This window comes from Flammeovirga sp. SJP92, from assembly GCF_001583495.1.
Lineage (GTDB): Bacteria > Bacteroidota > Bacteroidia > Cytophagales > Flammeovirgaceae > Flammeovirga.
This window is the reverse complement of record NZ_LQAQ01000017.1, coordinates 22,387-36,609: the sequence shown is the minus strand read 5'-3', so window position 1 is coordinate 36,609 and position 14,223 is coordinate 22,387. Positions and strand designations below refer to the sequence as shown.

At 35.6% G+C, this 14,223-nt stretch carries 10 protein-coding genes; 5 read left to right on the top strand and 5 right to left on the bottom strand.

All coding sequences use genetic code 11. The features are described 5' to 3' along the window. The first annotated feature begins 65 nt into the window (after positions 1 to 65). Complete coding sequence (locus tag AVL50_RS03655; protein WP_062615127.1) at positions 66 to 503, top strand: Rrf2 family transcriptional regulator; 438 nt, start codon at positions 66 to 68, stop codon at positions 501 to 503. Here the strand turns inward: AVL50_RS03655 and AVL50_RS03650 are convergent. Together AVL50_RS03650 and AVL50_RS03645 are read right to left on the bottom strand one after the other, a co-directional pair. Then, positions 500 to 1,015 (bottom strand): hypothetical protein, encoded by a 516-nt coding sequence (locus AVL50_RS03650; protein WP_062615126.1) that lies wholly within the window; start codon positions 1,013 to 1,015, stop codon positions 500 to 502. The two genes, AVL50_RS03655 and AVL50_RS03650, sit on opposite strands and share 4 nt — an antisense overlap. Before the next feature lie 161 nt (positions 1,016 to 1,176). After that, positions 1,177 to 4,599, bottom strand: coding sequence for an ATP-dependent helicase (locus AVL50_RS03645; RefSeq protein WP_062615125.1), 3,423 nt, complete (start codon positions 4,597 to 4,599; stop codon positions 1,177 to 1,179). A gap of 247 nt (positions 4,600 to 4,846) precedes the next feature. On the opposite strand from AVL50_RS03645, the gene AVL50_RS03640 reads away from it, so the two are divergent. Together AVL50_RS03640 and AVL50_RS03635 are read left to right on the top strand one after the other, a co-directional pair. Then, positions 4,847 to 6,544, top strand: a complete 1,698-nt coding sequence (locus AVL50_RS03640; RefSeq protein WP_062615124.1) for a hypothetical protein — start codon at positions 4,847 to 4,849, stop codon at positions 6,542 to 6,544. A gap of 31 nt (positions 6,545 to 6,575) precedes the next feature. Next, positions 6,576 to 7,973 (top strand): DUF5723 family protein, encoded by a 1,398-nt coding sequence (locus tag AVL50_RS03635; protein WP_062615123.1) that lies wholly within the window; start codon positions 6,576 to 6,578, stop codon positions 7,971 to 7,973. 172 nt (positions 7,974 to 8,145) lie between these two features. Here AVL50_RS03635 and AVL50_RS03630 read toward each other — a convergent pair whose 3' ends face one another. The 3 genes from AVL50_RS03630 to AVL50_RS03620 all read right to left on the bottom strand — a co-directional run bounded on the left by AVL50_RS03630 (position 8,146) and on the right by AVL50_RS03620 (position 12,343). After that, positions 8,146 to 9,444 (bottom strand): pyridoxal phosphate-dependent aminotransferase, encoded by a 1,299-nt coding sequence (locus AVL50_RS03630; protein ID WP_062615122.1) that lies wholly within the window; start codon positions 9,442 to 9,444, stop codon positions 8,146 to 8,148. Positions 9,445 to 9,842: 398 nt separating this feature from the next. Beyond that, entirely contained in the window at positions 9,843 to 10,754 is a 912-nt protein-coding gene (gene gldA / locus AVL50_RS03625; protein WP_062615121.1) for a gliding motility-associated ABC transporter ATP-binding subunit GldA, read from the bottom strand. Between the two features lie 53 nt (positions 10,755 to 10,807). Then, positions 10,808 to 12,343, bottom strand: a complete 1,536-nt coding sequence (locus AVL50_RS03620; RefSeq protein WP_062615120.1) for an FGGY-family carbohydrate kinase — start codon at positions 12,341 to 12,343, stop codon at positions 10,808 to 10,810. A gap of 60 nt (positions 12,344 to 12,403) precedes the next feature. Between AVL50_RS03620 and AVL50_RS03615 the strand changes: the two genes are divergently transcribed. After that, the gene (locus AVL50_RS03615) at positions 12,404 to 12,631 is read left to right on the top strand and encodes a hypothetical protein (RefSeq protein ID WP_062615119.1); all 228 of its coding nucleotides are present in this window, start codon (positions 12,404 to 12,406) and stop codon (positions 12,629 to 12,631) included. 179 nt (positions 12,632 to 12,810) lie between these two features. After that, a complete protein-coding gene (locus tag AVL50_RS03610) occupies positions 12,811 to 14,190 on the top strand; it encodes a glutamate decarboxylase (protein WP_062615118.1) in 1,380 nt (459 codons plus the stop codon). Positions 14,191 to 14,223: the final 33 nt, after the last annotated feature.

Here is a 14,223-nt window from a genome sequence, read left to right as displayed (position 1 = left end):
CTCTTAAAAAGAGTATATTTGTGTACGGAACAATTTCAATACATAAAACTTTCAAAGAAAAATTGATGTTTTCAAAAGCGTGTACTTACGGTATCAGAGCACTAATTTTAATTACCCAAAGAAGTAATGAAGGGAAGAAAATAGGAGCAAAAGAAATTGCAGAGGTAACGGCAACACCTGAACCTTTTACCGCAAAAATTCTGCAACAGTTATCCAGGCAAGGTGTGATTCAATCCATAAAGGGGCCAAGGGGAGGTTTTTTCTTGGATGAGGCACAGCAAAATACGCCACTTTATGCTGTGGTTGAAGCAATAGATGGTGATCTGTTGATGACGGGTTGTGGTTTAGGTTTTTTAGAATGTTCTGATGACCAGCCTTGTCCAATGCATGCCAAGTTCAAGTCTATACGTGCTTCAATCAATCAGATGTTGAAATCAACAACTTTAAAAGATTTGAGTAATGATGTGGAAGGAGGTTTGTCCTTCTTAGCATTAAAATATTAAGCTGGAATATCTTTTTTACTAAGCTTGAAAAAGGATCTAACACTGTTTTTTATGACCACTTTTTGATATAAAAAATAATCTTTAGACGCTATATAAAGTAATTTATCTGTTTTAAACTGTGATTTTAGTAAAAACGCAAAACCAATATAAGGGACGCTGGCAAGATATGCTCCACCTACTGAAATTTGACTTTTCAGTCTCCATTTTATAAAAATAGCCTTTAGTGTGGCATTGGTTACTAAAAAGATAATTGGGATGGCAGTGGCTAAACTGATTTCTTGTTTAACAAAAGTGTAACCCGCCGCTCCAGGAATGAGAATATTATCGATCCAAACAGCTACAAAACTCCATACGATTAAGATATAGCCCACTCTGAATATCTTTGAAACGCCTTTTCCCAAACTGTGTTCCACTAAATAAGAACTTTCTTCAGGCGTATATTTATCACTGTTTTGAACGAAGTTGCAAAAGTTATCCCTTGCACACTCACAGTATTCATCAAAATCTTTCATTGTTTTTAGATAAAAATTACACTAATTCTCATTATTGTTTTGGGATTACTGCCTTCAAAAAAATGAAGTAGAACCATAAATAAGACGTTTTACTACGATATACTTACAAAAAATAATAAAAGAATTAGTGAAAAATTATATTTAGCCAAGTACTAGCACTACTAAAATAATGAAGAGTCATCCTCAATCCAACCCTTTTTTTCTTTTATCCAGTTCATTAAATGTTCATGAATTGAGGAACGGATAAGAATAGAAGGATTTCCTAAAAAGATCATTTGTTGTTTTGCTCTTGTGATCGCCACGTTAAGCTTTCTGTCCACCACTCCATCTTCTGTAAGTGAAAGCATGTTCTGAAGCTGGAAAGGCGTGTTGGCACAAAACGAAATTAATATCACTTCTCTCTGACTGCCCTGATAACGTTCAACGGTATCAATACTAATCTGATTTGCTTCTGCAAATCCAATTTCTTCTAATGCTTGACGAATTGCAGCAATTTGATTTCGATAAGGAGCAATAATTCCAAGCGTTTTATCAATATCAAAATGTCCTTTTTCTTCCAAATATCTTTTCCTTGTCAATACAGCAACTTGTGCAATTTTTCGAGCTTCCTCCATGTTGATTTTATCAGAAGTTGAAATGGAAGTGTTTCGAGTAGGGAAGAATAACAAACGTTTTTCTTTTAGTAATTTCTCAAGGGCTGTATCCGTTTCTTTGATCTCCCATTTGATACTTTCACTTTGCCAAGGCAGTGGCACAGTCATGAGGTTGCCTTGATAAAAATATTCATTGGCAAAATACCCAAGTTCCTCGTGCATCCTTCCTTGGTTTTTGAGTTGATCAAAAGCCCAGTCCCAATTGTTTTTCTGACATAAAGCAAAAATTCTTTCGAAGTAAGCATTACGCCTGTTAGTAAGGTGAATTTCATCCAAACCTTTAAATTTAATTTCAGATATACTCTTGTCTTGCTGAGTGATGGCAGGAAGCTGTTTTTGATCTCCAATCAATACAAAACGATTTACTTTTGTCAAGAGATCGACCAGCTGAGGTTCTAAAATTTGAGAGGCTTCATCAATAATAGCCATATCAAATTTCTTGATTTTAAATAAAGAAACTCTTCCAGAAATAGACGCCAAAGTAGTCACAAAAACTCTATGCTGTTCTATTCCTTTTCTAAGCGAAACCCTATTATTGGCACCTTCAGCCAATTTATTCATAAGATTATTTCTGTATTGAGGGGCACAGGAATGTTCCGATCCAATCCTCAAAAACTTTCTACCATCAGAAAGAGGTGTTGTAATAGCTTCTTCTAAAGCTTCACAAATTTCATCAACAGCTCTATTGGTGTAGGCAATAAATAATATATTTCTTTCCTTATCTGTATGGTAAAGTATATGTGCTAGGTTTTTCAGCATTCTTGATGTTTTTCCCGTACCAGGAGGGCCAACTACCAAACAATAATCCTCAGTTGATAAAGCTTTTGATAGCGTATTCAACTCCACTTTATTGAGGTTTTTATCTTGAGCCAATTCCAAAACTTCCTCATGCGTAAACATTTTGGAAGGGTAAGTAGGAGGTTGAAGGCCAAGTAGAATGTCTTTTTTCTTCTTATTATTCCAAGTAATAAATTGGTACAAGCCTCTGTACATCGCATTAAAAGAAGCTTCCATAAAGTCACCTTCTAGTGCCCAATGAGTAGCTGCGTCAAAGATTTCATCATTTCTCTGTTGGTGTCTCAATTGGATAATGATTTCGTCCTTACTGATTTTTGTAATTGTCCCTTTATTAATTTGTCCATGTGTAGGCAATTCTTCAGAAGAATTTCTTGGATAAAGCGTGACAATATCTCCTTCTCTAAAATTGACAAAAGCATTTTCGGGGTTTGTTCTTTTAAACACCAAAATAGGCGTAGGGTCATTGGCAAAATTTTCTGAGAGTTCTAAATCAAATAAAATTTTAAAACTATCTTTTTTCGTATCAAAATCATCTAGCCACAAAGAGGCAACACCTTGGTTGAAAATAGTATCACCCACTTTGGCCAATTGATGCTCTTTGGCAATAAAACTGATGAATGAGAAAAGATAGGCCCTTTCTAATTGTGTGAGGCTTCTAATATTCTGTATGAAATTATTGACTTCTTTTTTGACGAAAGGTGCAGCACCAGCAAAAGCGATTTCATTGACTTGACGCAATACAGCGCCAACATCCTGTAATGTTTCTGACTTAGAAAGAAGGAGTTCATTCAATACCATTTCATTTCTGGTATAAATGATCAATTGCTCCATTTTGGAAGTGTAAGTATCGTATCTTAATGGAGCTTGAGTAGCTTTTGAATAAAAGATCATCGGGAAGATACTTTGCTGTTCACATTGAAAAGCATCCTTCAATAACATTTGATACATCAAGGTTTGGACGGCATGATTGCTCCACAATCCCGCATTGCCTAATCCTGCTTGTGGAGGTTTACCAGACTTCAATTCAACAATTCTATATTCATGTTTTTCATTGTTGATGTGTAGAAGATCAAGACGTCCTTGAATACCGTATTTTGGAGAATAGAAAGAAGGTTCAATACTGCAACCATCTTTATCTATGCCCTGTTGTCTGAAGTTGTCATTGACTGTTTTAATGATGTTTTGAAACTGAAACTGAGCATTTTGCATAAATTCATTAAAACCCGATTTGCTTTCTAGTTCAGGCAGCGTGATGTAATCAAGCGGGTTCGCTTTGAAGGTTTTTGTAAATACATCGATAAACTTTAATGTATTTGGATCTTCTGCATGAATAGCTTCATCTAGAAAGAAGTTGGCCACACTACCCAGCAGTATTGGAACACTTGATGCTGAGGGAGTAAACTTCTTTAAAAGCATATTCAGTGGAATACTTCCAGTTCTTGTAAATGATTCTGCAACAGTGGTCACATCCACCAGAAAATCAGGTTCAAGTACAAAATGCTGAGGGATAAAATGATCATCACTGCTTAGTTTTACATTCAATAAGTGCAGTTGAATGCCTTCCCAAATTTTAGCGATCGTGGTGGTATAGATGTCATTGATATTCAGTACATCATACCTCACTTTGATGGGTGTTTCACTTTCAGCATCATCATCTTCAATGCAATACAGGAGTTTATTTTCCTCATCAATTTTGATTACTTCAACCCTTAATGTATCAATGAAATTTTCTTTCTGCTTTTTGGATTCTTCCATGGTTGGAAGTGGGGGCAAAGCTTTGTCTAATACGTTAAGGATCTCCTCGTTATATATAATTTTAACAGTTTCAGCAACACTCCTGCAGGCAAAGTTTATATCATGAAAACTAATGACTTTGGCAGTCCTTTTGGACAACCTATCATTAATTCTAACTTTTTGTAATCGCCATACTAAATGTTGAGGAAGCTTTAATTTTTGACCTATATAGGCTATTCGTGCAAATAAACTAGAAAGTAGAATCTTCTCACTTTTTGTCTGATCTTTACAAAGCCACTCTAATAAATCCTTGATTCTGTGATGTTTTTGTGGGAGGGTAAATTCTTCATTATTAATAGTGTTGTATAAATAATTATAATAATCTTTTGCTGTTAGCATATTGTATTTTAATGAGGTCAAAACAAATCTCCATCATCAAAAACAGGTAGAAAAATGGATCATCAATTGTGACAAAAAGTGATTTAATAGGAACTAAATATAAAATTAAATTAGATTTTAACCATGTTGTACAAAACATTTATTTTATTTGTATTAACGAATTGAAAAATGTGTTAAATTTACGTTCGTAACATGTTAATTGATGAATAACCTATCAATTGTATTTTTTGCTCTTAACTTTTTAAAAATGTATATACAAAAACTCTTTAGTCGAGCAGGGTTACTTGCATTAGCAGTAGCTATGATCTTTACTTCATGTGGACCTGATATAAACGAACTAGTAATCCCACCTTTAGAAAACTATAAAATTGGTATTCCATTGATCAATGGTAACAGTGGAGTTGGTTTTAGAGATCTCCTGTCAGAGGAAGACTTAGAAGACTTGCAAACAGATCCTGTTACAGGAGACTTATACTTTACTTTTGAAGACTCATTTGATATTGCTTCAACTAACGACCTTGTACAAGCTTTTGGTAGTGCAAGTGAGGATGATTTTTTCAGCATTGATTTTCCAGATCCTATTCCTACTGAAATCCCTTTTTTAACACCAATTAGTGTTGGCTTTAGTGCTGATGTTTCTGGAGGTTGTGAAGGGGCAAATTACTGTATTCCTTTAGGCAATGATATTCAAGATGATGTAACAATTTCTTATTTAAGATTTGAAAGAGGAGGTCTGCAGGTAGATTATAGAGCTACACCTGGAGACAAGGTTGTATTATCGATTTCAGGAATAGAAAGTGATCAAGGAACTTCAATTACAGTTTCAGAAACGGTTACTTCTTTCTCAACATCAACAATCACGTTGCCACTTACAAATGTAGCGTTGAGTCTGATGGGGAATACACCAACACTTTCCATTTCAATTACAGATGCAGATGGTGATCCTACAGGTTTTATCTCGGGAGTACAGTTGACACCTACAAATACTGCAGATAGAGTAAAGTTACTTTTTGGCAGTCAGCAGACAGCATCATTAGACATCCCGATGGAAGAAATTGATACAGACTATTTATCTGACGTTTTTCCAGAGGATGCTCAAATCAATTTCAAATCACCAACAGTTCAATTTAGATTCAACAATCCTATTGGTGCAGGTATCTCAATTGACCTAAGTGAAAATGGAGGAATCTATGGAGAAAATAAAAGTGGTGTAAGAGCCCCTCTAAACTTTAACAGTGATTCAACAGATGCAATTGAAGGAACATCTTGTTCTCAGTTGATCAATGTAAATCCAGCTACTTCATTTGATGAGGTGGAAGTGACGAACGTTTTTGCTTGTGAAACAGCTGATTTATTAAATATCAGACCTGTGAAGATTGCTTACGCAGGTGAAGCAAGTTATAATTTACAATCTGGCGATGAAGTGTTATTTTCAAAGGGCGCTGAGGTGAAAGCTTATTTCGCAGCAAGAATTCCTTTATACTTAGGATTTACAGATATGGCTTTTGAAAGTGGTTCTACTGTTGATTTTGATTTGACTAGTGAGATTCAAAGCATCAATTCAGCAATATTAAGGTCTGAAGTAACAAACGGTTTGCCGATTGAAGGTACTTTGAAGTTAACAACAAAGACATCAGAAAATGGCACAGTCACTTCAGAGATCTTTATTAATGGAGGAAATGATAATAACAAACTTATATTGGCTGCTGAAACATCAGCTGATGGTATTGTTACAGGACCTTCAACAAATTACCTGGAAACAGATTTAACAGAGGATCAGGTAAGAGCAATTTTAAATGCAGGTTATGTTGATATTAGTTTTGAGTTAGCAGCAGATGCTGACCCATCAACAGCAACTCCAGAGCCGGTCCAAATTACAGCAGATCAGAAAATGACGATTGAAATGGGCATTCTACTGGAAGGTACTATTGACATAGATTTTTAATTATCCTCTTATCTATTTAAAGCAAGATCCAATGAAAAATTTAAAATATATATTTTTTAGTTTATTTACACTTGCATTTGCATCTCAGGTCAGGGCACAGCAAGTGAATACTTTATATTTTATGAACAGCGTTGCTCAGTCCATGAAATATAATCCTGCAAAACAATCTGAGGCTAAATTTACATTAGCTTTTCCAGCGTTGAACAATTCTTTGCATGTTTACAATCAGTTTAATTTCAATGATGTTTACATGGAAAGAAATGATTCCACTATTCTTGATGTAAATGGTTTCTTGGATAAACTAGATCCAGAGAATACACAACTTTCTTCTGTTGCTACAGAAATTATCGGTGCTTACTACCAAAAAGATAAATGGGGAGTGAACTTGAGTGTAAATTATCAAGTGATTGAGCACCTTACTTATTCTGAAGGACTTTTCAGACCACTTTTAACAGGTACAGGACAAGATGAATATCTTGGAGTGAAGCATGATATAAGCACAATTGCAGATGTTTATGGATTTTATGATATCAGCTTAGGTGGTAATTATAGAATTAACGACAAGCTTGTAGTGGGTGCAACATTGAAATTCTTATTTGGAACACATCAATTGAATGGTCAAATCAATGGCTTTGTTCTTCAAGAAGATAATGCAGCAATGAACTTAAGTTTTGGTGGAGATATTGCCATGAGATCAAGAGGGTTAGGAGAAATTGTTGATGAAGAAGGAAATCTTGATGTAGATTTAGAAAATGATGAATTCACTAAATCATTTAGTTCACTATCAAATACCGGTTTTGCAATTGATTTAGGTGCGGTTTATCAATTCAATGATGAGTTGACTTTTGAAGCATCAGTTAGAAACTTAGGAGCAATCAAGTGGAAAGACAATAGTAATAACTATGTAGCACCACTAGACAATATTTCTTATTCTGGTGTTGATATTATTGAGCTATTTAATGGAAATGTTGATGATTCGTTCCCTTCTATTTCGGATTCTGTTATTTTCGAAAATACAGATACTTTGTCTGTGGAAAGCACCTCTACATTGCCTACAATCGTGAACTTAGCGACTACATATGAGGTTTGGAAACACACAACTGCGGGTGTTTTATTCTCTCAAATGTTCTACAAAGGAGATTATTATCCTTCATTGACTTTATCCTTAGATAAGCAATTTGGTAGATTTTTTGGCTTAGGTCTTAGTTATACAGCAGACAAGTCAAGCTATGCAAATCTTGGTGCATTGGTGTCATTTGGTTTCCCAGGATTCCAACTTTATGTTGTTTCAGACAATATTCTTACAGCAGGATTTCAATGGGATCAAGCAAAAACAGCTAATGTGAGGTTTGGTTTGAACTTACCTTTCGGTAAAGTATATAAAGACGATAAAATGCCGAATAGTTTAAAAAGAAGATTGAGAAATTAATTTGAAAATTTAGAGCATGTTGGAAACATCTCTTTTAGAAAAAATCACCCTTTCAAAGTGTTAGTTTTTACTTCTAAAATATATATTCCAGACATGCTCTCATAAAATACAAAAAGGCCAAGTAGTTTTGAATTACTTGGTCTTTTTATGTTTTATAGCTGTAATTAGAAAATTACTGACAGTATTCTAATACAGCCTCTCTGATGTGTGTGAAAGTTTCATGCAGTAAATCTTCATTCTCTTCAAGCAGTGTTACTCTGAAACCTTGTAAGTCTGAGCAGAATGATGAAATTGGAACTACACAAACTCCTTTTGCTGCTAGAAGATTGTAAACGAACCTTTTATCATGAGGCATTTCCTCGGCAGTCCATTCATCCAACATTTTCTTTATTTCAGGATTATCAACTTTCAGGGATTGTCCTTCTTTCAAGACACCATCTTTGAAAATGATGGTATTATAAAATGCACCGTATGTTTTATTGAATGTCAATTGTGGAAGATCTCCTAATAGCTCCGCAATGATCTCGGCTCTTCGGCCAATAGCATTATTAGCTTCATCTCTATACGGTTGGTATCTAGGATCTTTCATAATTCTAGGGATAGCCATTTGAGGTAATTTAGTTGAACAAACCTCAATCATTTTGGCATTATCCAAGGTCTGACAAAGGCCATCAAACTGTGGATCTTTGTCTTTATTGTAATATTCCATCCAGCCACAGCGAGAACCTGGCCAAGGGAATTCTTTTGAGATTCCCTTTAATGCAATACCTGGTACATCACCAATGTACTCTGCAAGTTGGTGAGCTTGTGCACCATTGTAAGTAACGTTGGAGTAAATCTCATCTGAAATAAGAATCAGATTGAACTCTTTGGCTATAGCGACAAATCGTTCTAAAATCTCCATTGGATACACCATGCCTGTAGGGTTGTCAGGGTTGATGATCAGAATACCTACAATATTAGGATTGTATTTTACTTGTAAATACAAATCTTCCATATCAGGGTACCAGTGATTTTCCGGGTCCAGTTTGTAAGTCAATGGAGTGGTGTTGGCGTGGGCGGCTTCGGCGGAAGAGTGAGTAGAGTAAGCAGGTGAAGGTCCAATGATTCTTGATGTGGGTAACAAGAACTGATACAATTTTGAAATTGCATCACCCAGACCGTTAAAAAACAGGATGTCATTCGCATCAATTTGAGCTCCTTGAAGTGTATTGGTGCGTTCTGCAAGAAATTCTCTTGTTTCTAAAACACCTTTTGAATGACAATACCCAAAAGTATCATTTTCATCCAATAAGTTGCTGATTATTTCTTTCATCCATGCTGGCATTTCGGCGTGTTTTTGAATGGGATCACCGATATTTTCCCAATAGATTTTCTGACCTAGTTTTCTTAAACTATCCGCTTTTTTTACGATACCGCGGATTTCATAACTAAGTTCATTTGCTCCTTCTCTTAAAAGTTTTTGTCTCATCTTCCGTGTTTTTTAGCAATTGCCCGCCAAAGTAATTGCTCAAGCATTATTTAATTATTGTACTAAATAATGCCTCCATTAAAAATATAAGCCTATTCCAAAATGCACTCACAGCATACATTTGTGAATAACATTTAGAATGTTAACCTCAAAATTGCTTGTTCATTGTGAGAATATCAATATTCTTAACTAGATTTTGATAAAATTTTATGAATAAGTTGAATATCTTGTAACTTTATAAGTATCTGTGTTTATGAAATGCTAAAAAACAGGGAGTTATTCACATTAACTGAATAACTCCCTGTTTTTTTATAACCCCTAGATGACTATGAAAATCAAAAAAGATGATATGTATGGTTTTTTAGTTGTTTTGTTTATTAATATCGTCTTTTTTGATATTATTTGTGTGCTAATTTTGTGAATATCTCTTCCATTGATTGGATTTGAGTATTCATTGCAATGATAGCCTGTTGATATTCTGCTGTTTTTCTAAAAATATCTCCTCTCAAATCCATTTCATTAGGATAATAGATCAAAACCTGTTGATTGTTCACATTTTCAATCTTTTCTACACCTTCCACACTTTCCAAGAATTGAGCATCTGTAGGTTTTTCAAAAGTGATATTCAAAATTGTTTTTGATCCTAAATGCCTCAAATTCTCTACACGGTCATTGGCTACAATATCACCTTTTCGGATAATAACAACTTTGTCACATAAGATTTGAACCTCTTGCATGATGTGAGTTGAGAGCATGACGGTTTTATCTTGGCTGACTTTTTTAATCAAGGCTCTGATATCTTCTAGCTGAATGGGATCAAGTCCAGTAGTAGGTTCATCTAGGATCAGTACTTCGGGATCATGAATCAATGCTTGAGCAAGACCGACTCTTTGACGATACCCTTTAGACAGTGCCCCAATCTTTTTCTTTCTCTCTTGAGTAAGGCCTGTCAGTTCAATCATTTCCTCTATTTTACTTTTCTTCTGCTGTCCCTTCAGTTTGTAAATAGAGGCACAGAAATCAAGGTACTCCCTCACGAACATATCTAAGTACAAAGGGTTGTGTTCTGGCAAATAACCTACTCTTTTTCTAACTTCAATTGGATTGTCAACAACATCATAACCACACACATTGATTGTTCCTTCTGTAGGAGGAATATAACAAGTGGCAATTTTCATTGTGGTTGATTTTCCAGCTCCATTGGGTCCTAAAAAGCCCAATATTTCTCCTGGTTTTGCTTCAAAAGAGATGTTATTGACGGCTTTTTGTTCTCCGTATATTTTTGTTAAGTTTTCTACTTTAATGCTCATAGGGCGAAGTTAAAAAAGTGTGAGTTCCAATTCAAAAATAATAGATCATTCAGCTACTTTTTAGGATAACCCGTGATTTTTTGAATCTTTTTATAAAGAGGCTGTAACTGAGGGTATATTTTAAGGTAAACTTCATTGTAGAGCTTCTGATAGGTTTGTACTTCCTTTGGTTGAGGGTGAAAAGTCTTTTCAAATCGGGTCATTTCTTTGATTGCAGTGTTCAGCGTATGTTTACCTAATCCTATGTAGCCGAGCATTGCAGCGCCCAATGAAGAGGTTTCAAAAGTATGGGGCCTGTGCGTTGGCAGATTGAAAATATCAGCGGTCAACTGCATTGCGGTATCACTTTGAGAGCCTCCTCCCGAAACTCTCAATTCAGTCATTTTAAATCCTGTTTTCTTTTCAGTTTGTTGAGCTCCTTTTTTTAATGCATATGAAATTCCTTCCAGGATGGCCTTATAGATATGTGCCTTGGTATGTACATCACCAAAACCAATGATACTTCCTTTGGCTTCTCTTCCTGGGTTTTTAATTCCAGGTGACCAAAAAGGTTGCAATGTGAGTCCCATTGATCCAGCAGGAATTTCTTTGATCATCTCTTCAAATAAAGTTTCTGGAGGTACATTCATTTCTTCGGCTTGAAGTATTTCCTGATGTCCGAATTCTTTTTTAAACCAGCTGATCATCCAGAAACCTCTATAAATCATAATTTCAGTGTTGTTGGTTTCCTTGATCGCACTGCTGTAAGAAGGAAAAAATGGAATAACTTCTTTGTATGAAGGAATGTTGGTAGAGATTGTGGCAGTAGTGCCAAAGCTTAAACATCCAATGTTTGGGGAATGAACACCTGCTCCTAGCATTTCGCAGGCTTTGTCAGAAGCGCCGGCAAAAAGAGGAACACCTTCTGGGATACCTGTAGCTTTTGATGCTTTTGGAGTGATATACCCAATACGCTCAGAAGGATTGACTAGTTCTGGCAGTTTATTTATGGGGATATTAAAAATGCGGTGTTTTTGATCGGAAGGTTTGGCCCATTGATGTTTCTTGTGATCAAAAGGAACAAATCCCACCATGTTGCCTGTTGATTCTTTGTATTGCCCAGTGAGCTTGAAATGAAAATAGCCAGCAAGGAACAGGTATTTGTAAGTTTTATCCCAGATCTCAGGTTGATTCTGACGGATCCAATTCGATTCACTTTCTAAAATAGCGTGTTCTACAATATCATAAAGCCCCAAACCTTTCATGACTGTTTTAAGAAAAGGTGAAGGATAATTTTCCATCTTAGCTTTCCTTTGATCTAGCCAGACTATCGCAGGCCGTAAAGGTTTTCCTTCATTGTCCACGTTAATAACAGTACCTCTCTGGGTAGTGATAACCACTCCTTCTATTTCAGCATCTTGCTTTGCTAAGAGAGATTTTATTGTAGAGCATGTATTGTCCCAATAATATTCAGGGTCTTGTTCTGCCCATCCTGCCTGAGGTGAATGATAGGGAATAATAGGTGTTTTTTTGAGTGCTACGATATTTCCTTTCTCATCAATCAAAGAAGCTCTGATAGATTGTGTTCCTGCGTCGATGGATAGTATCATGATGTTAGTTTTGTTTTGAATTGATGCTTATATTTCGGAAAAAAGTAATGATACTATAAAATGAGAAAAGGAACAAAAAGATATTATGGTCAAATGATCACTTCAAACAAAGCATCATTTGTAGGGAAAGAGTTGGATGTCATCATGAAAAATGGTCAGAGTTATCATGGTATCATTAAAGGAACCAATGAGAATGGATTTCAGATGAAAGATGGCTTGAATGGAAAACATGAGTTGTCTTTTTCTGATATTGATGAAATAATAGAAGTGATACCAGCAAAATACTAACTTTATTAAAATCTTATTTCTTCTTTAACTGATTGATAATTATTGCTTTTACATAGAGTAATATCAAAAAAATATTCATAAATTCTATAGTCGTTGCTTATGCGTTCAGTATTAGGTGACGACTATAAATTTTTACAAACTATTCTATTTCTTTCATTATTTAAAAATGAGAACTAACTATGCTGAAAAAAAATAAAAAAGTGAAAGACCCTAATTCACTTCACAACTCCATCAAATCTATCAGAAATCAAGTTCAAGTGCCTAAATACTCATTGCCTGAAGAGCAAATGGAGCCCGCTCAGGCTTACAATATCATCCATAATGAATTAATGCTGGATGGGAATGCGAGATTGAATATGGCCACTTTTGTTACTACTTGGATGGAACCGGAAGCTGAAAAGTTGATGGCAGAAACTTTTGATAAAAATATGATTGATAAAGATGAGTACCCTCAAACAGCAGAAATTGAGGAGCGTTGTATCAATATTGTATCAAAGCTTTTTCATGCTCCTGAAGATGGTGAGGCAGTGGGTTCTTCAGCTATTGGTTCTAGTGAGGCTGTAATGTTAGCAGGAATGGCTTTTAAGAAGAAATGGAAGGAGAGAAGAGAAAAAGCTGGACTATCCACCGACAAACCAAATTTAGTATTAGGAGCCAATGTGCAAGTGGTTTGGGAGAAATTCTGTAGGTATTGGGATGTGGAACCCAAATACATTCCCATGAAAAAAGGAAAATATGTAATCACTGCAGATGAAGTCATTAATACAATTGATGAAAATACCATTGGTGTAGTAGCTATCTTAGGAACTACGTTTACGGGAGAATTTGAACCTATTGAAGAAATTCATGATGCTATGGTAGAAAACAACAGCAAGACAGGTTGGGAAACGCCATTGCACGTAGATGCGGCAAGTGGAGGGTTTGTAGCACCTTTTATTCACCCTGGTTTGAAATGGGATTTTAGGTTGCCTCTTGTAAAATCCATCAACGTTTCTGGTCATAAATATGGTTTGGTATATCCAGGAATAGGTTGGGTGGTTTGGAGAGATGTTGCTGATCTTCCAGAGGATCTTATTTTTCACGTTAATTATTTAGGTGGTGATATGCCAACTTTTACATTGAATTTTTCACGTCCTGGAAATCAGGTTATTGGTCAATACTACAATTTTATCCGTTTAGGAAAACAAGGATATCGTCAGATCATGAAAGATCTTCAGTTTATTGCGATGAAGATTTCGTCTGAAGTAGAGAAATTGGGTTATTTTGAGTTGCTGAGTGATGGAAGTGCAATACCTGTTTTTGCATTTAGTGTTAAAGAAGGGATGAATTTCTCTGTGTATGATATTTCGAGTAAACTGAGAGAAAGAGGGTGGTTGGTTCCTGCTTATACTATGCCGGCTGACACAGAAGATGTGGCCGTGCTGAGAGTGGTAGTTCGTGAAGGTTTCAATAGTGATATGGCGACAATGCTGATCAGTGATATTCAAAAAGCTGCGGAGCATTTTATAGCAAGAGGAGAAAGAGAAATGAGAACATCAGGGTCAAGTTTCGCACATTAAGATATTGGCAGTTCAACAAAAAAATGTTGAGCT

Bases quoted from the DNA above. Each gene is read 5' to 3' on its own strand.
- AVL50_RS03640 (WP_062615124.1), top strand. From the start codon at position 4,847: ATGTATATACAAAAACTCTTTAGTCGAGCAGGGTTACTTGCATTAGCA.
- AVL50_RS03650 (WP_062615126.1), bottom strand. From the start codon at position 1,015: ATGAAAGATTTTGATGAATACTGTGAGTGTGCAAGGGATAACTTTTGC.
- gldA (WP_062615121.1), bottom strand. From the start codon at position 10,754: ATGAGCATTAAAGTAGAAAACTTAACAAAAATATACGGAGAACAAAAA.
- AVL50_RS03630 (WP_062615122.1), bottom strand. From the start codon at position 9,444: ATGAGACAAAAACTTTTAAGAGAAGGAGCAAATGAACTTAGTTATGAA.
- AVL50_RS03610 (WP_062615118.1), top strand. From the start codon at position 12,811: ATGCTGAAAAAAAATAAAAAAGTGAAAGACCCTAATTCACTTCACAAC.
- AVL50_RS03620 (WP_062615120.1), bottom strand. From the start codon at position 12,343: ATGATACTATCCATCGACGCAGGAACACAATCTATCAGAGCTTCTTTG.
- AVL50_RS03655 (WP_062615127.1), top strand. From the start codon at position 66: ATGTTTTCAAAAGCGTGTACTTACGGTATCAGAGCACTAATTTTAATT.
- AVL50_RS03645 (WP_062615125.1), bottom strand. From the start codon at position 4,599: ATGCTAACAGCAAAAGATTATTATAATTATTTATACAACACTATTAAT.
- AVL50_RS03635 (WP_062615123.1), top strand. From the start codon at position 6,576: ATGAAAAATTTAAAATATATATTTTTTAGTTTATTTACACTTGCATTT.
- AVL50_RS03615 (WP_062615119.1), top strand. From the start codon at position 12,404: ATGAGAAAAGGAACAAAAAGATATTATGGTCAAATGATCACTTCAAAC.